Here is a 17,477-nt window from a genome sequence, read left to right as displayed (position 1 = left end):
CACACCTGCTTTTTACAATTTAAGCTTGCCGAATTCTTCGCCGAATACGATATCCTTTGCCAATTCATTGGCTTTGGTCAGTGAGGCATGCGTTCCAGCATCCGTCCACCAGCCTTGTAATATGTCATAAGAAAGCTCATTGCTTTCAATATAGGCATTATTGACATCGGTGATTTCCAGTTCTCCCCGTCCGGAAGGCTTCAACGTCCGAACGATTTCAAACACACGGCTATCATACATATATATTCCCGTTACGGCGTAGCTGCTTTTAGGTTTCTGCGGCTTTTCTTCAATGGAGACAATTCTGTCCCCGTCCAATTCTGCCACACCATAGCGCTGCGGATCATGAACCTCTTGAATGAGGATCTTGGCCCCTTTGTTTTGTTGACGAAAATTATCGGCAAAGGATGCGATGCTATCATCAAAAACATTGTCACCCAAGATAACGACCATTTGGTCACCATTGACGAATTGCTCTGCCAGACCTAATGCTTGTGCAATACCTCCAGCTTCGTCCTGGACTTTGTAGGTGAAAAATAAACCGAATTCATGCCCGCTTCCGAGAAGATTGACGACGTCACCCATGTGGTCTTTGCCAGTCACGATAAGGATGTCCTGTACTCCTGCTTCTTTGAGCTTCGCGATGGAGTGGAATATCATTGGATATTTGCCCACTGGGAGTAAGTGTTTGTTGGTTACTTTGGTTAAGGGGAAGAGGCGTGAGCCTGTACCGCCTGCTAGGATAATGCCTTTCATTTCTTCACCCCTATAGTACTATTCTGGTAGTAAAAGTGAATTGCAGAGGTGATTTGTTCAATCTCCTCTAACTTCAAACCGTAGAACAATGGAAGTCTAACCAGTCGCTCACTCTCCACAGTAGTAAAGCGATCTTCACCTGCCATGTAACCAAAACTGAGTCCAGCTTCCGCGCTGTGCAGGGGTACGTAGTGAAACACAGAATAGATTCCTTTTTCTTTTAGAAATTCGATAAGAGCCGTTCTCTCTGCCAGCCCCGCCGTCTTGACATAAAACATATGAGCATTATGTGCACAATGTTCAGGAACAAACGGAAGTTCGAGCAGTCCTTGTCTTTCTAACGGAATTAATTGTTCATAATATGCCTTCCAGCAATCTATTCTGTATGCATTGATTTCTTCTGCTTGCTCCAACTGTGCGTATAAAAAAGCTGCATTAAGCTCACTTGGCAGATAAGATGACCCAAGGTCTACCCATGAATACTTATCTACTTGACCTCTGAAGAACCTGGATCGGTTTGTCCCCTTTTCACGAATAATTTCAGCTCGATCGAAAAATCTACTGTCATTAATAATTAGAGCTCCGCCTTCACCACAGTTATAATTTTTAGTTTCATGGAAACTATAACAACCAAAGTGGCCAATAGTTCCGAGAGCCTGCCCTTTGTAAGTACTCATTACGCCCTGTGCTGCATCTTCAATGACTATCAAATCATATTTGCTGGCTATACCCATGATTACATCCATTTCGCAAGCTACACCAGCATAATGTACAGGTACGATTGCTCGGGTGCGGTCAGTAACAGCAGCTTCTATTAATTTTTCATCGATATTTAATGTGTCGGGGCGGATATCAACAAAAACTATCCTTGCACCACGAAGAACAAAGGCATTGGCTGTGGAAACAAAGGTATACGAAGGCATAATGACTTCATCTCCCTCCTGAATATCCGCCAATATTGCAGACATTTCAAGCGCGTGAGTACATGAAGTAGTAAGCAAAGCCTTCTCAGCTGAGAAATTCTCTTCAAACCATTGATGGCAACGTTTTGTGAACGTCCCATCTCCAGAAAGCTTGTCACCTGATATTGCTTCCTGAATGTACTGCATTTCTTTTCCAGTGATTGCGGGTTTATTAAATGGAATCATGTCATCGACCTACTCGATATAATTATTCCGACTACAACGAAGGTTAGTCCAACTACCTTATACGCTGATACCGGTTCTTTGAACAAAAAAATAGAAAGAATAAAAACAAGAACAAATGATAAACTCATAAAAGGATAGGCAAAACTGATATTAAATTTAGTCATAGCAGCCATCCAAAATATTGAAGCCACAAATGCAGCTATGAAGCCAGACAAGATAAAGGGATCTAAAATCAATTTGAAAAGAAATATTAATTTGTCTGCTCCACCGTTTGGCAGACTGCCATAAGAAGAAATTCTCCATTTCATTATCAACTGACCATATACAGTAAATAGAATAGTTCCTAAAATATAGAGGTATCCCATGATCCTATTAAATTGTTCATCTCCTTTATGAATAACTTTGTACATTACTCAAAACACCATAACATAGATATGATATTTGGTCGATTCCATCTTATGGTCACCTCATTTTAACATTTAAATTATTACTCTTGATTATATTTGTGATAAATATCTACTGGATTGCGGAAAGAAAAACCTAAAGAAGAATATACATTTAATATAGCTAAGTTTGCTGCAGATATTGAACTTGAAATCTCCGGATAGTCAAGTGCAAACATTGTACGGCAAGCCTCACTCCAAAAGAATTTAGCCAAACCAATTCCGCGATATTTTGGAGATAACGCATGCAAAAGAATTTTATCATCTTTTGTAGCAAAAAATCCTGCTGTCTCACCATCATAAGCAAGAGTATAAACTTTTCCCGCACTACATAGATCAGCGAGCCAATTAACATATCGTTGATCTGCTTTCTCGTTGTTAATAGTAAAATCTCTATGAAAACGATCATAAGTAAATGTGTCGTAACACATATCAACTATGTCTTCTATTCTATTGGTAATTTCCAATGAAATAAGAGGATTATTAACCGGCTTAAATGAATTCATATTGCAAAATGGCTCAAAAAGAGTGTCACAGTAATAAAAACCATACCTGTGAAGTAACTCCTTTGAATCAATTGGATTGATCTTTACAGTGAAATGGCCACTAGTTTCATTTAGAGAAGAAAGAACACCTTCAGTTAGCTGCTTGATCTCAAATGTTTGAAAACCAAATACTCTGCTGTCCCACGGTGTTTCAATTATTTCATTCAAACAAACCACTCCCATATTGACGAATAGAAAAATATTTTATCTATCTCTTTCAACTAGATTTCGGACTTATCATTATGAAAAGAAGATTCTTTAATTGTATACTGTCGAGAATGTGAAACTTCACCGATAATTCGGATTAAATATTCTCCAACCACTCCAAATGAAATAAGGATCAATCCAGAAAAAACACTAATTAATGCAATAATGCTTGCCCACCCCACTTCATGAATCCAGCCAAATAACTTTGCAATCACCACATATACTGCAATTAATAACCCCACTGCAGCAAAAGCAAATCCATTGATACTAATAAATTGAAGAGGTATTGTAGAATAATTCATTAGTAAGTTCATAGCTAGTTTGTAGCTTTTTTTTAATGAGTAATTGGAAACTCCATGCATTCTCTCGTCATGTTGAACATCCAAATTTATTATATTTGTAGTATGACTTAGTATTAATGCATCAATCATTGGATTAGGCCCTTTAGATGTGGTTATAGATTCAACTAACGGCCTACACAGAATCCGAAAACTTGACATCTTTAGATCCGTTGGTTTATTAAATATAGTTTCATAACACTTACCGATTAAATAGCTCCCTAAGTTACGATAAGCAGCATGTTTCTTGACAATTGGTCTACCAATTACTGCGTCATACCCTTTTTTAATTTCGAGAATAAGATTCGGAATTTCCTCTGGTGGATTCTGTAGATCATCATCCATTGTTATAACATAGTTACCTTTCGCATGATTAAAACCACACATGATAGCATTATGCTGACCAAAATTTCTCATTAAACGAATGATTTTAAATCTAGCATCTCTTTGATTTAAATCCTTCATAATCTCAAAACTTCCATCATGGCTATGATCATCAATAAGTATTACTTCATATTCAAGCTGATTATTCCTATGATCATCTAAAACTTCTATTAAACGTCGTTGAAGTTCTTCAAGCCCATCTCGGCTATTATACACAGGAATAATAATCGATAGGTCCATAAATTTGCCCTCCTCCATTATGAATTTATAGTAGCCTTTATTAATTTACCACAGGGTATAAACAAAAATTTATATCGTCCAACACTGTTACTTTATAAAGTTCTGTTCAAGCTTCCCCCTATTGCTTTCTCATTCCAACCGAAAAATATCTCATCTGAGATTTTGTTCCTTCTCCTGCTAGGCTAATCAAGTAACTGAATAACTCTGAAAAGGGGGAGTATGGGCAGGCCCATAAAATCACAATCAGTTTGGAACACTTTTCTTTTTTCTGAAAATAGTACGATGCACAACCACATATCTCAATAATAATATTAATATAGTTAGTAATGAAATCCATAAACCAACTCGAAAGAATGGAGGAGTATATTTGAGCTTTATTGAATGGTCGCCTTTATCCATAAATATCCCTAAAAATCCATAATTGATTTTTAACAACTCTGCATTCGCACCATCGACTTCAACCTTCCAACCTGTATTGAACGGAATAGATAGAGAAAGTATTGATGGAGTTGAGGCGTGTATCTTACCCTCAAGTCTGTCCTGCCCTAATCTTGACCAACTAACAGCAGGAGATTGATGCTCCTTTATTCGAGTTGCATATTGAACCTCGTCATCAGTATATTCTAAACTAATATTACTTACAGAATAGTTCCCTATTAAATTTGATATATCAATTCGTAAAGAATTGAGATCTACTCCACCGAGTTTTAGAGTATATTTTTGTGTGCCTTTAATTACATCAAAAACAGTAGATTTCTTCTCAGAGAATGGCTCGTCCTTTGCCCAGAATATTTGCCCCATAGTGTCTACATCACTTGTTATTGTTATATGAAGATTTAATTCATTTGATTGAATAGCTTTACTAATAGGAAAAACAATTTGCGGGTCTGTGGTAAGGGCGGTAAGGGCAGTCAAACCATTAGATATTGTTCCTAACTTAATATTTTCTAACTTGGCTTCTTTTAAGTCTAGTTGAGCTGTAGAAAACTGAACTTCCGCCTCATGTGTGTTTTGTTGATAATGTAAAGTACCATTGACTTTAGAAATGTCACTGTCTCTTAGGACAGCAGCACTTAAAAGTAAGTCTTCTTTCTGTATGCCAGTTAATTTTTCTGTTTCTGATAGAGAGAAAAATTTATCATATAAATTACCTAGCGGAAGAGCGAACTTATTTTTATAAATATTGATTCCGTTCAATTGATGTATCTTGATAAACCCTTTAGGACTCTCCCCACTTCTGGAGATATAATATTTAACTCCAAGAAAAGATAAGAAGGTAGATCGGTCTGTCCCCGGTATGAAATTTGGATGATCGAATAAAAGAGGGATATCTAACTCTTTCAATGCATCCAGATAACCGGACTCATTAAGTGAATTATAAGATTTAATGCCGTTGTAGTTTTGCATCACAGCATCGTTTAAAAAGACATTATAATTTTCTTTCTCAATACGATAAAATGAAGAATCATTTTGTTTAATGTAAGCTATAGCAGCTTCGTCCCCATAATAGCCATTTGGTTGAACAGCGAAGCTGTCATCTGGTATTGCTCGCTTATTTACGGGGATATAGGCCATGTAGGCTACTTCTATGATAACAAGCATTAACGTCATCGCTTTAAGCCACAATCTCTTATTTGTGGCTTGACGAAAATACATCAATACTGCATATCCTATTAGAAAACATGATATAATCAGAAACTTTTTAAATACGAAGTTCATATTCTCTTTAGACCAAACAAGCTGTTCTTTACCGTACCAAATCGCAGCCAATTGAATAACAATGAGAGCAATTGTAATAATAAGAAAATATCGAGATTTTACAATCCCCAATCCAATTTGATCCATAGCCTTTGCAGCCATTAACAATGCAAACATTGTAACAACGAAAGTCCATCTATAACTTGTTGTGCTAAAGCCATTCATAATAACAGAGAAATAAGGATAAATGAGAGTTAGTATGCAGACTACCATTGCAACTATATATAACACTTTATGCTTGAAGGAACGTCCTAAAGCTGCTAACGGCATCAATACTAATGTTAATAATCCCATGTACAAATTTGGGGATTCATAGTAATTAAAATAACCAAAAAAAGAATTTCCTGTGCCTAAGTAATCACTTGTAAACGCCCGTAGAATTATTGAAATATATTCTACAGGTGAAGCAAATCCGAATAGTGGGGATGAAGCCATATTTCCTCCCACCCTAGGGCTGGACAGTAGAATTTGAATATTCGGCAGAATGGCCACAGCACCTAAAAGAAACGCAATAATACATATACCAAATGTTTTAACCAGGAATTTCATTAAATTCCCTATAGCTAAACCATGTTCCTCTACGAAGCGGAATATCGTATAAAAGATTAAATATACTGCTATCATATAAAGAAAGTAAAGACTGAAGCAAGCTGTAACAGTTAAAGCTACGCAGAATAATCCCCACTTGGAATGATTGAACCATCTTTCAAATCCGAGTAGAATAAAAGCCGAAAAAACTAATGTAGATGCAAATTGAGGATGTTGTCCCCAAAGAATCATAAAACCGCTAAACGAAAAATACAAGGAGAATATAACTGCCGTACCATTCTTGATCTTCACTAGAATTAAATAGCGGTAAAATAATAATCCTGATATCACCAATTTGATTATCATCATATAAGGTAACAAATAAACAACTGCATTCTTGCCAGCTAAAAATAAAGGCCAATTAAAAATATCCTGGATAAAAAGACCAAGCGATAGAATACTTGTGCCTATCCCCATATTAAAAGACCAAAAAGAGAAATCTTTAATGTTACTGGCAAGTAAGCTTAAATAGGGCCAATACGAGTTAATTGTATCTGCACCCACATCACTATAAAGGTAAAGCATATTTCCAAAGATGAAGCGTTGATAAACAAATAAAGCAACTATTACGATGAGCAATACCATTCCTATAGCTGAGTATTTGCCTTTTATCAGGTTTAATAGTTTTTCCTTCATTAAATTATCCCATCTTTCAATTTCTTAAGTCGAATTAAACAATAACTTAGAAAAGGAAATTGCAAGTAACATATCCACCACAAATTCCGAACAACTCCCTGACTCGGAAAACGTATTACTTGTCGAAGAGCGAAAGTTCGGAAACCAACCCACTTAATATTTATATAGTGTTTATAACAATCTATTAGAAACCGTATACCTTCTTGAATATGCTGCTGGTCATGTATTGAATTTAAGTAGCTTTCCAAAGTTTCGGTTTTTTCAAAAAAATATAATCTTCGCTGTTCTAAGAACTTTGAATAATTACCCAAATTTTTTTTCAAACGTTCGATTGAACTGGCAGCACCTACAACATTATCAGAATGCTGCCTATATAACACTAATTGACGATCGATGTACTCAAGAGTTCCATAAGAAGCGGCAACCATGGCTAACCATGCGTCATGCATTGTTATGCCACTTGGGAAAGGAAGCCCAAACTCCTTTAGACTATTCCTTCCCATAATAGTGCAACCTGTCACAATATTTTGGACGAGAAGTGTTTTCCAGGGTGTACCTCTGACTGGCTTAATCCTATGCCGGGCCATATAGGATGAATATTTAATATTCAATTGGTCATCTGTTATTGATAGATCAGAATAGACTAGCATGGCTCCCGTTTTAATCATTTGAGATAATGATTCACTGATTTTTTCTGGAGCCCATACATCGTCTTGATCACTAAACATAAAGAATTCTGCATTCGATACTGTCATAAGTTGCTCGAAATTTTTAATAACTCCCAATCTTTTTTTATTGCATTGAAAGCTGACTCTAGGGTCCTTTTTGGAGTAATACTCCAATATAGGTAACGTCTGATCTGTTGAACCGTCATCAGCAATGATTAATCTAAAATTTTTGTGATCCTGTTTTAATATACTTTCAATCTGTTCTCTCAAATACTTCCCACCATTGTAGGTAGCCATCAAAAGATCAACAACAATGTCTTCATTCCTATTCGAGTGAGCATTCATCTTTTCTGATAGCTTACTACACGATAAATTAACTTTTTGCCAGCCCTAAGTATCCAATTATGTCGCCTTCTCAATCGCTCCAATACTTTATATCCTACTGTTGATTTTATAGCCAACAATTCATGCTCTAGTTGTTGAGTATAATTATTATAATCAGAGTTCTCTGCCCTTTTGATGGGTTCAAAAAACCTAATGGCGCTGGTTATAGTCTTGTTATTGAAAACTGATTTTCCGAATACAGAATTGGATTGTGATTCTCTGGCATTCTCATAATGAGCTGTATAAGTGATTAACATATCACGTTTTGAGATAAAAGAATAAGATGCTAACCTATTCAATGCTTCCCTTTTCTTTGCCGGAAAATCATCTAATAACTCGTCCATTGAACTCTTGATTGCTCGATGATCTGTTCCTGTAATAACCCATCCGCCACCGACTGCATTTACACGGTCTTTTAATGCACCCATGGGCGTCACAAGTACTGGAATTCCGTGCTTCCAAGCTTCTGAAAGTGTATATGAGTATGTTTCCGGCCATGGTGATAAAAGAGCTATTAAATCCAAATTTATGCCGTCAAGAATATCGGACAGATTTTCTCGGTTATAAGACCCATGCTTAATTACATTTGACTGTTGTAGTAAATTCAACTTTTGGTCTCCTAAGCCACCAATTAAATGCCATTCAATCCGTTCCGTCGAATAAGATTTTATTAATTCATAAATATGTTGACTTCCTTTCGATGGAGAAAGACCACCTAAAAATCCTACCTTTATTAAAGATCCATTATTAGGTTCAGTTTTAGTGACTGTAGATTGCCAACCTGATTCCCAGTCGAATCCATGCTCTATCACTTCGATCCTAGACGCGATTGACGGGAAGTCGCGAATGAATATGTCTCTAGTGGAAGCTGACGGAACAAAAAACAAGTCGACTTGCTCCATCATTCCTACCACCTGCTCCTTCCACTTCTCCAAGAAGTTTGTGTGAAATTGATGGGAAGTCTTAAGACAAGCATTGCATTTCTCAGGGCTCCTCTTCTCTAGACAAAATTCATTCTTTTCATCCAGTAAATTAATTCTTGGACAGAATAAGTAAAAATCATGAAGGGTAAAATAAACTGGTATCCCCAACTTACTTGCGATATAGGGAACATCAAAAGAATGCTTAATAAGATGATGAATGTGAATTATTCCTATTTCAAATGTATTGAGTATCCGTTCTAATACCTCAGCATACTCTTTATGATGAAAGTGAGTAAAGGTTACTGGCATTGATAAGCCGAAACGATATCTAACCTTTTCCTCTCCGTACTGGTAATGTTTTAATATGAGCTCCTTGCCACCAGATACTAAAATATAAACATTATAATCTGTCATCTGATCTGTTAGATCCTTGACATGATACTCGGTTCCACCAATCGGATGATTATATGCCTGATCAAAGAAGTTGTGAAGCAAGAACAAGACATTCCCCTTCATGTTGTTTGTATCTTTATACTGTGGCAATCGTAATTTAATAGCATCATGTAATACACGTAAAGGATTGTGTGTGTGGATAAAATCATGTACCATTTGATCGTAGTATGGGTACCTTTTATTTAATTTTTTTAAATTTTCCTCAATCAGCTTTGCTTTTGCTCCTTGAAACGACATCGATCCCTTATGATAGATAAAAACATGGTCAGCCAATATATTTTTATATCCATGCTCCATGACGCGACAACAAAAATCGTTCTCTTCGGCGTACCCTTTACCGAATGTTTCAACGTCAAATAAACCAATTTCTGAGATTACAGTCTGTTTAATATACATGCAAAAACCGACCGCAGTCGGCAACTCTGGGAAAGTCCTCTCGGATACTTTATCCACAAATTCTGCAAACGTGTCAATAGTGAATCCTTCAGGCAATTCATTATCCTCGCAAAAATTGGGAATTGAGCATATGGTTCCGTTATTTGTAAAGGGTGTTACAGTCGCAACTGAAGGGTGTGAGTATGCAGCTTCTCTCAGCTTCGATAACCAAGCTTCGGTTACTATAGTATCACTATTCAACAGAATCACATCATGCTCTGCCAGTGACATCCCCTTATTTACTGTTCCAACAAACCCTAGATTTTCTTCATTCTGCAAAATAGTAATTTGAGAATATTTATCTAATGTTTGCAGGTATTCATTAACCTGAGGGTCAGGACTACAGTCGTTAATAATTATGAGCTGATACGGAAAATCATCAGTATGTTTAAGAATAGATTCAACACACTCTTTCAGCTCTCCTGGAGCATTATAGACCGGTATAATGATTTCAATCAAGTCAGACTGTATCATGTCCATTCCTCTCATTACGGTTGGTTTTTGCGCAAGCTATGCCACAGTCGCTCTAATAATCCTCTTCGATTGACTCTTTGTGTAATTGCATTCAACTGCTGCTCAACCCGATTTTGTATTTCTACTTCTGATTTTTTAGTCTCATACAAAAGTTCATAGTTTTTCGCTTTTTCTGCTAATTTAGAATTGTCAATAGCAAGTTGCTCCCGTTCTTGCTCAAGGCTAGCTAACTTTTCATTTAGAATTTTAATTTCTTCATTTTTCAATTTTGTGTTATTTAAATTATGTTCAATTATCACCCGGTCCTTTTCTTCTCTCTCCTCAATTAATAAGAGATGGAGAAATGACACAACCCTTGAGATATTATCGTCCAAAACCAAACCAATTTCGAGGAGAAAGGGACCACTGACTTCTTTTAATTCAAAATTCTCAAGTACTATGAAAGGATCATTGCTGATACTTACGAACTCAATAGAATTCGAATTATGAACCGTAAGTAAGTCTTTAAATTTGAAAGGAAGAGGTTCAGCTGATCCATGCCATTTATAAATACTTTTCTTTTGGCCTTCAATGCCATCAAAAATTTCAATTGTATCTATTGTACCTGAAACAATAGTACTAGCCAGATCAATTCTAACTTTACCATAGGCTCCCTCTGGAATGTTTATTTTATACACACTTCTCTCACGGGACGAGGAAGATTTGACTGCAGTTCGTACAGACTGAATTTCAGAAAATAGCCCTTCTACTCCCCAATAGACTTGTAAGTATTCTGCATCCAAATAGTTTTCATGGTTTGAATCAAATGTTTCGTTCCTCACCATATCCTGACTGCCGTGCTGAGCAAACACAACAAACTGATAGACATGTCCATCTGGTTTTGACCTCAGGTAATTCTGAAGTTCAATTGGGAAACGGCGGTAATCCTGTTTGAATTCAGTCGTTTCTGGTCTCCTTTGTGTTACCAACCATTCTGATGGTATTAACTTAGCCGATTCCAGGACTTCTAATAGATGCTTACGTGAAAAGAAATGAATATGCGTCTCATCCAATAGACCATCCGTTCGGTAGTCGAATCTTTCTTGAAGCAACTCCATAGTTATAGCATTATGAGTAATGTTCGGAACGGAAATCGCAAACGAACCTGTTTTATTAAGCAAGGACGAGGCAGCTTTTAATACACCCACTGGATTTCGAAGGTGCTCTAGCACATCTGCGAAAATGATATAGTCAAAGCTCTCACCAGAAAGTTTGTCAAACCACTCCATTTGGTCAATGTCTGCAACAATCATCCGTTCAGCAAATTTCTTGGCAATAGTAGCCGCCTGCTCGTTAATTTCCACACAGGTTACTCTGCATCTAAGTTGATCACGCATGTATTGAGTCATGTACCCGGATGCTGGACCGAATTCAAGCACCTTGGTATTTGGCTTTATACGATTTAATATCAACGAATGTGATGTTCCTGTAGAAAGATCAACTTTAATATCATACTTCATTTTATATCATCCCTTTACATGTCCATTCATGTCGAAGAAGTGAAATCCCCTCAGCAATGTACTTATCAGAACTAATAGTAAAAGAATTAGCTTTGGTTTTATAGTCAAGACGAACAAGGGCAGAGCTTTCAAAAAATCCTACATCCACATGAAATGTTCCTGGAAGCAAATTCAAATTATTGTAGTTGCAATAAAGACTATATTCCCCTGGTTCGCTTGGAAGTACAAATTGGTCCAATTTAGTGTTCAGTCCACAGATATAAGTATCTCTCTTATCAATTACTGCAACCCCTCCCACTAATCCAATAATCGACTTGTGAAGGATATAATTCACTCGTACTGAAAAAGGTTCTCCGAATTTAAAGTTCTTCTGTAATTTATCATTTTCATCAACAAAGCTTATAGACTTAATTGATACAACTGCATCTGGGTCTGATGATGTTGTCGATTCCAAGTCTGCTCCAGTTGGATTACTATCACCTTTCATATAGTCCTCATACATATCTGTGACATGTTGTACATCACCGCGCATATAGATTTGTCCATCTTTCATCCAGATTACTTCATCGCAGAAATTTTTAATTGAATACGTATCATGACTTACAAATAATATAGTCTTACCTTCTTTTTTAAAAGCTTTCATCTTATCCATACACTTCAATTGAAATTGCATATCACCCACAGATAATGCTTCATCAATAATAAGTATGTCTGGATTCACATTTACGGCGCATGCAAAAGCTAATCGCACAAACATTCCTGAAGAGTAAAATTTCACAGGCTGATCAATAAAATCACCAATTTCTGCAAATGCTTCAATTTGCGGAAATCTTTCTTCCATTTCCTTCTGACTAAGGCCCATGATACTTCCGTTCAAGTAAACATTTTCTCTGCCAGTATATTCCGGATTAAACCCACTCCCCAACTCTAGGAGAGCTGCTATACGACCATTTATTACCACTTCCCCTGCAGATGGTTGAAGCGTTTGGGTAACTATTTGTAATAGCGTGCTTTTCCCGGATCCATTTTTACCTATAACTCCAATTGTTCGTCCACTATCAACATTAAATGAAACACCATGTAGGGCCCAGAACTCTTTATAAAACTTTTTTGAATTTCGATAAAAAAACTGTTTTAAACGATCTTTGGGGTTATTATATATCCGATATTCCTTACTGACATTTCGAAGGGCAATAGCCGGCTCATAAGACATCTGCAAACCCCCCACGTGTTTTTTTAAACCAAAAATATCCAGCTAGAGAAACAATGACTCCCATAACAGTTCCCATAAGGAGAAAACCAAAATCCGGAGCTTGATTCCAAAGCAAAATCTTTCGTATGTCTTCGACAGTGTAACTAAGTGGATTTAAATAATAAATAATTTTTAGGGAAGCAGGAACAGATGACACTGGATAAAAAATTGGGCTTAAAAACATTAGTGCACTTGTTAATACGTTTACCACATAACCCACATCACGAATATACGTACCGATTGATGCCAAAAACCAACTGACTCCCAAACTTAGCAAAATAACTGGCAAGAGTACAATTGGTAGATATAAAACTGAAAAATCTAAACCTCCATTAAAAAGGATAAGCCCTATAAATAATACAACAAGACTTATTCCAGCTTGAACTAATGCTGAGATCACTATGGTTACAGGAAGTACTTCGAGAGGAAAAATTACTTTCTTCACATAATTAGCGTTCCCAATTATAATTCCAGACGATCTATTAAGCACCTCTGAGACAAAATTAAATACTGTTGTGCCGGAAAAAATGATGAATGCAAACTCTAATTTATTAGATGATTCCGTGTCCCAACGCGCTTCAAACACCACACTAAAAACAAATGTGTATACAACCATCATCAGTAGCGGAATTACGAAAGACCACAAAATCCCTAGATATGAACCTTTATATCTGATGCTGACGTCCCTTTTCACCAATTGCTTTAATAAGTTCACTTTTTGCCCTATCATGGTTTACTGCACTTCCCTTTTCTTTAATCAATTTTGATAAATAAAAGTAAAGTTCATCCTTCAACTCGTCCCTAACTAAAGCCATTTCAATTATAGATTTAATATATCCCATTTTTTCACCAATATCGTAACGGACCCCATCAAATTCATATGCTAATACTGGTTGTAGAACATTAAGTGCATTAATAGCATCAGTTAGCTGAATTTCTCCGCCACTTCCCTCTTTTTGCTGGGCTAACAGCTCAAAGATTTCAGGTTTTAAAATATATCTTCCCATTATTGCTAAGTTTGTAGGTGCTCTACTCACACTGGGTTTCTCAACTAATCCGGCTACCTTATACACTTTACCTTCCTTCGAACCAATATTTACAATGCCATAACGTGATACTTCTTGTTCAGGAACAGCCTGAACTCCTATTACCGCATTTCCAGTTTGATCGTAAATCTCAATGAGCTGTTTCAAACAGGGTTTTTCTGCTTGAACAATATCGTCTCCGAGTAACACCGCAAAAGGCTCGTTACCGATAAATTTACGAGCACACCACACAGCATGACCTAGGCCCTTTGGTTCTTTTTGTCGAATATAATGAATATCTGCCATAGTGGATGATTTTTGAACCTCATTGAGCAAATCTAACTTGCCTTTCTCACGGAGACTATATTCTAACTCAAAACTACTATCGAAATGATCTTCAATCGCCCGTTTCCCTTTTCCAGTAACTATAATGATATCTTCAATACCAGAAGCAATTGCCTCTTCAACAATGTATTGAATAGTAGGTTTGTCAACGATAGGCAGCATTTCTTTAGGCATCGCTTTTGTGGCAGGTAAGAAGCGAGTACCTAAGCCCGCCGCGGGTATAATTGCTTTCCTTATTTTCATTAATCCCTATATCCTCCGATATTTCGCCAAATTTCTATTGCTATCTTACCAAAGAATGATCAGAATTGTAATAAGTATACACTATCCTAAAATGGCAACTTAAAGACAGTAATTTCAACTTCTTGTCAGTCCAGTTTATATAGACTTCAATTCTGTAAAAAAGTTCTTCTATATATGAGGTATTCCAATCATTTACTGCCTCAAGTAGATTTACATATTACGATTTGATAAAATAAGATCTGCATTAGTAAAGAATCCAGCATGTCTACACAAAGGAGCAGCACAATGGAAAAGAAAGGCACGTCAAAATCCAACAAAAATCTTAACTCCGACATTTCATTACTTCAATGGACAATATTAATTGGCACATGTTTGTTTCTCTTCATCTTCCCCTTTCAAATCGCATTATTTAATGGATTTCAGTTAACCTTCGAAGGCCCGCTGCTAGAATCCATGATTTACGCTTTTATTCTTTTGGTGATTGTTGGAATTCGCTACTTGCGAACGTGGCAGTTGAATGACTACAGATCTATTCTGTCCATTACTGTAATGCTTCTTCCGATCATGTATTTAATATCATCCATTAATGCAGCATCCTCTTATAATGCCAAAATAATGCTGCAGCTCGAGTTTATGTATGCCGCCTTTTTCATAATTGGCTTATACATTGCCTCAAGTAAACTTCATCAAGGAATAGTTGAGTTATCTATTCAAATATCCTCTTATGCTATCGTTATTTTTGGATTCATGAACTTGTTCGGCCAAACCTATTTCAACAATGCTTTATGGCTTGCAGATAATGGTTACCGGCTGACTTCAGTTTTTCAATATTCTAATTCCTATGCGGCATTCCTTGTTGCTATTTTTCTAGGTGCTTTATTCTCAGCAACGCATACAAAACAATGGTATTGGCGTGCCATTCATAGCTTTATGCTGGTTCCCATCTGGATTTCACTCATGTTAACTTATTCGAGAGCAGCACTTGTCTTCATTCCTATATTGGTCCTGATTATTCTTCCCTTCATGAAGATTGGCAAACAATTATCTTTCTTAATATACATGTTTCTGGCCATTGTTTCATCTTTCGCCATTCTGAGTAAGATTACAGTAGCAGCTGATAAAATCTCCAAGCTGTTGGATCCGGCATCCCAATCCGGTAAAACATTATCTTTATGGAATTCCATTCCTCTCGAGGGTTGGGGTCTGCTTTTGGGTGTATCTGTAGTTCTTATGTTACTTATCTCCTTTTTTCACCACAAACTCTCCCACTTGTTAGATACCAGAACAATTAAATTCGGACAAACCAAATGGTCATTTTTTGCCGTTCCAATCCTTTTCATTGTAGTTGGAGCATTAGCAGCGGTATTAGTATTCTCCAGCAGTGGAGTAAGAAGTATCTTACCCCAAAGTATTGCCGACCGAATCGAAAGCATCAATCTCGAACAGCATAGCGTTCTGGAACGCGAGACCTTCTATAGAGACGCATTGAAAATATCCGCAGATCATCCTCTTATAGGTGCAGGTGGTGGCGCCTGGTCCGCACTTTATGAAAAGTACCAGAATAATCCATACAGCAGTAATCAGGAACACAGCTTTTTTTTCCAGACCTTGATTGAAATTGGCTGGATCGGGGTTGTAATCCTTTTTGGCTTTATTATTTGGGTCTATTATCTATTTATTAGAGCTTACCTTCGAAATCCGGAACTAAGAGGCACCAATCTTCTATTCTTTATCATTTCTTTATCTATACTGGCACATAGTATTGTTGATTTTGATATGAGCTACGGCTATTTATCTGTACTGGTATTCCTTTGCCTGGGCTGTATGCTTGCACCTTTGCATAAAGAACTTCTTATTCCGGCATTTGAAAATTATAAAGATATGAAGTGGCGCATTATTTATCCCATTTCCATTTCTTTATTGGCTATCGTGCTTTTCACTATGGTGTACAGAGAGTACGACGCCAATCTTAGTTATCAACGTGCTTTGACCATGGCCATTGAAGAAAAGAAACCACTCAATGAATTGCTGCCAACCATTGATCACGCTATTTCCATTGCTCCCGATAATCCTGAATATACATTAAGAAAAATGAACTGGATGGATCAAGCTTTTAATTCTTCCCAGGATCCCGCTTATCGGCAGGAATTCAAAAGATTGATGGATCAACTGAAACCTTTTGCCCCTTATAATCGTTCGTTATTGTTAGAGGAGTATAAGTACTACAAAAATGTTGGTGATTCTGCAAAGGTTCTTCAAGTGCTCGATGAAGCTATTTCTAAATCCCCTTGGGATATGAACTTCTACGAAGCTGGTATTATGGAGTATTTTATAGCTGGCCAGCAGCAGGGGGCAGCCGATTCAGAGGACTCAAATATCAACTGGAATCACTCCCTGGATTTGTATAAAGAGGTGCTTGATCATATCGAACATCTCAAGTCTCTTCCCGCGGGACAACTGCAAGGACACGACTTTACCGTTACTCCTTTAATCCGACAAGCAATTGGTCAAATTTTTTACCGCAACAAAAGCTATGAAGATGCGTATAACCTTTTGAAAGAAGATATTGCTGGAGATTTGAGCAACGAAACGATACGTATTAATGTTAGATTTTACCTCGCCTCATTGCATGCAATAGGCCAGAATGATGAGGAATTACTAAACAAATTGATAGAATCTGACGAAAATGAAAAGACAGCTGTACAGCAGCTTATTGACAGCCAATAAATAACT

General features: G+C 36.9%; 13 protein-coding genes. 1 reads left to right on the top strand and 12 read right to left on the bottom strand.

Translation table 11 applies throughout. The annotated features are described in order from the left end of the window. Positions 1–12: 12 nt before the first annotated feature. The 12 genes from AC0YNV_RS21425 to galU form a co-directional block, all read right to left on the bottom strand. On the bottom strand, positions 13–756 hold the full coding sequence (locus tag AC0YNV_RS21425; RefSeq protein WP_475769828.1) for a sugar phosphate nucleotidyltransferase: 744 nt from the start codon (positions 754–756) through the stop codon (positions 13–15). Then, positions 753–1,904 (bottom strand): dTDP-4-amino-4,6-dideoxygalactose transaminase, encoded by a 1,152-nt coding sequence (rffA, locus tag AC0YNV_RS21420; RefSeq protein ID WP_475769827.1) that lies wholly within the window; start codon positions 1,902–1,904, stop codon positions 753–755. The genes AC0YNV_RS21425 and rffA overlap by 4 nt, the downstream gene beginning before the upstream one ends. After that, positions 1,901–2,314, bottom strand: a complete 414-nt coding sequence (locus tag AC0YNV_RS21415; RefSeq protein WP_475769826.1) for an EamA family transporter — start codon at positions 2,312–2,314, stop codon at positions 1,901–1,903. Before AC0YNV_RS21415 ends, rffA begins: the two co-directional genes overlap by 4 nt. Positions 2,315–2,391: 77 nt before the next feature. Beyond that, positions 2,392–3,060, bottom strand: coding sequence for a GNAT family N-acetyltransferase (locus tag AC0YNV_RS21410; RefSeq protein WP_475769825.1), 669 nt, complete (start codon positions 3,058–3,060; stop codon positions 2,392–2,394). A gap of 53 nt (positions 3,061–3,113) precedes the next feature. After that, positions 3,114–4,061 (bottom strand): glycosyltransferase family 2 protein, encoded by a 948-nt coding sequence (locus tag AC0YNV_RS21405; protein ID WP_475769824.1) that lies wholly within the window; start codon positions 4,059–4,061, stop codon positions 3,114–3,116. Positions 4,062–4,304: 243 nt separating this feature from the next. Beyond that, complete coding sequence (locus AC0YNV_RS21400; RefSeq protein WP_475769823.1) at positions 4,305–7,043, bottom strand: YfhO family protein; 2,739 nt, start codon at positions 7,041–7,043, stop codon at positions 4,305–4,307. Continuing rightward, positions 7,043–8,008: a glycosyltransferase family 2 protein gene (locus AC0YNV_RS21395; protein ID WP_475770042.1), complete on the bottom strand. Its 966-nt coding sequence runs from the start codon at positions 8,006–8,008 to the stop codon at positions 7,043–7,045. The genes AC0YNV_RS21400 and AC0YNV_RS21395 overlap by 1 nt, the downstream gene beginning before the upstream one ends. 44 nt (positions 8,009–8,052) lie before the next feature. Continuing rightward, positions 8,053–10,380 (bottom strand): glycosyltransferase, encoded by a 2,328-nt coding sequence (locus AC0YNV_RS21390; RefSeq protein ID WP_475769822.1) that lies wholly within the window; start codon positions 10,378–10,380, stop codon positions 8,053–8,055. Between the two features lie 14 nt (positions 10,381–10,394). Beyond that, on the bottom strand, positions 10,395–11,879 hold the full coding sequence (locus AC0YNV_RS21385; protein ID WP_475769821.1) for a class I SAM-dependent methyltransferase: 1,485 nt from the start codon (positions 11,877–11,879) through the stop codon (positions 10,395–10,397). Between the two features lies 1 nt (position 11,880). Then, entirely contained in the window at positions 11,881–13,092 is a 1,212-nt protein-coding gene (locus tag AC0YNV_RS21380; RefSeq protein WP_475769820.1) for an ABC transporter ATP-binding protein, read from the bottom strand. Further along, entirely contained in the window at positions 13,082–13,861 is a 780-nt protein-coding gene (locus AC0YNV_RS21375) for an ABC transporter permease (RefSeq protein WP_475769819.1), read from the bottom strand. Before AC0YNV_RS21375 ends, AC0YNV_RS21380 begins: the two co-directional genes overlap by 11 nt. Beyond that, the gene (gene galU, locus AC0YNV_RS21370) at positions 13,797–14,744 is read right to left on the bottom strand and encodes a UTP--glucose-1-phosphate uridylyltransferase GalU (RefSeq protein ID WP_475769818.1); all 948 of its coding nucleotides are present in this window, start codon (positions 14,742–14,744) and stop codon (positions 13,797–13,799) included. Before galU ends, AC0YNV_RS21375 begins: the two co-directional genes overlap by 65 nt. A gap of 285 nt (positions 14,745–15,029) precedes the next feature. Between galU and AC0YNV_RS21365 the strand changes: the two genes are divergently transcribed. After that, positions 15,030–17,471, top strand: a complete 2,442-nt coding sequence (locus tag AC0YNV_RS21365; protein ID WP_475769817.1) for an O-antigen ligase family protein — start codon at positions 15,030–15,032, stop codon at positions 17,469–17,471. Positions 17,472–17,477 lie beyond the last annotated feature (6 nt).

Source organism: Paenibacillus sp. JT31N11 (assembly GCF_056269285.1).
This window is presented reverse-complemented; position numbering and strand designations above follow the sequence as displayed.

What these genes read in the sequence shown, in the direction of transcription:
- AC0YNV_RS21415 (WP_475769826.1), bottom strand. Translation starts at nt 2,314, where the DNA reads ATGTACAAAGTTATTCATAAAGGAGATGAACAATTTAATAGGATCATG.
- AC0YNV_RS21375 (WP_475769819.1), bottom strand. Translation starts at nt 13,861, where the DNA reads ATGATAGGGCAAAAAGTGAACTTATTAAAGCAATTGGTGAAAAGGGAC.
- AC0YNV_RS21395 (WP_475770042.1), bottom strand. Translation starts at nt 8,008, where the DNA reads ATGGCTACCTACAATGGTGGGAAGTATTTGAGAGAACAGATTGAAAGT.
- AC0YNV_RS21365 (WP_475769817.1), top strand. Translation starts at nt 15,030, where the DNA reads ATGGAAAAGAAAGGCACGTCAAAATCCAACAAAAATCTTAACTCCGAC.
- AC0YNV_RS21390 (WP_475769822.1), bottom strand. Translation starts at nt 10,380, where the DNA reads ATGATACAGTCTGACTTGATTGAAATCATTATACCGGTCTATAATGCT.
- AC0YNV_RS21400 (WP_475769823.1), bottom strand. Translation starts at nt 7,043, where the DNA reads ATGAAGGAAAAACTATTAAACCTGATAAAAGGCAAATACTCAGCTATA.
- AC0YNV_RS21405 (WP_475769824.1), bottom strand. Translation starts at nt 4,061, where the DNA reads ATGGACCTATCGATTATTATTCCTGTGTATAATAGCCGAGATGGGCTT.
- AC0YNV_RS21385 (WP_475769821.1), bottom strand. Translation starts at nt 11,879, where the DNA reads ATGAAGTATGATATTAAAGTTGATCTTTCTACAGGAACATCACATTCG.
- AC0YNV_RS21380 (WP_475769820.1), bottom strand. Translation starts at nt 13,092, where the DNA reads ATGTCTTATGAGCCGGCTATTGCCCTTCGAAATGTCAGTAAGGAATAT.
- rffA (WP_475769827.1), bottom strand. Translation starts at nt 1,904, where the DNA reads ATGATTCCATTTAATAAACCCGCAATCACTGGAAAAGAAATGCAGTAC.
- galU (WP_475769818.1), bottom strand. Translation starts at nt 14,744, where the DNA reads ATGAAAATAAGGAAAGCAATTATACCCGCGGCGGGCTTAGGTACTCGC.
- AC0YNV_RS21425 (WP_475769828.1), bottom strand. Translation starts at nt 756, where the DNA reads ATGAAAGGCATTATCCTAGCAGGCGGTACAGGCTCACGCCTCTTCCCC.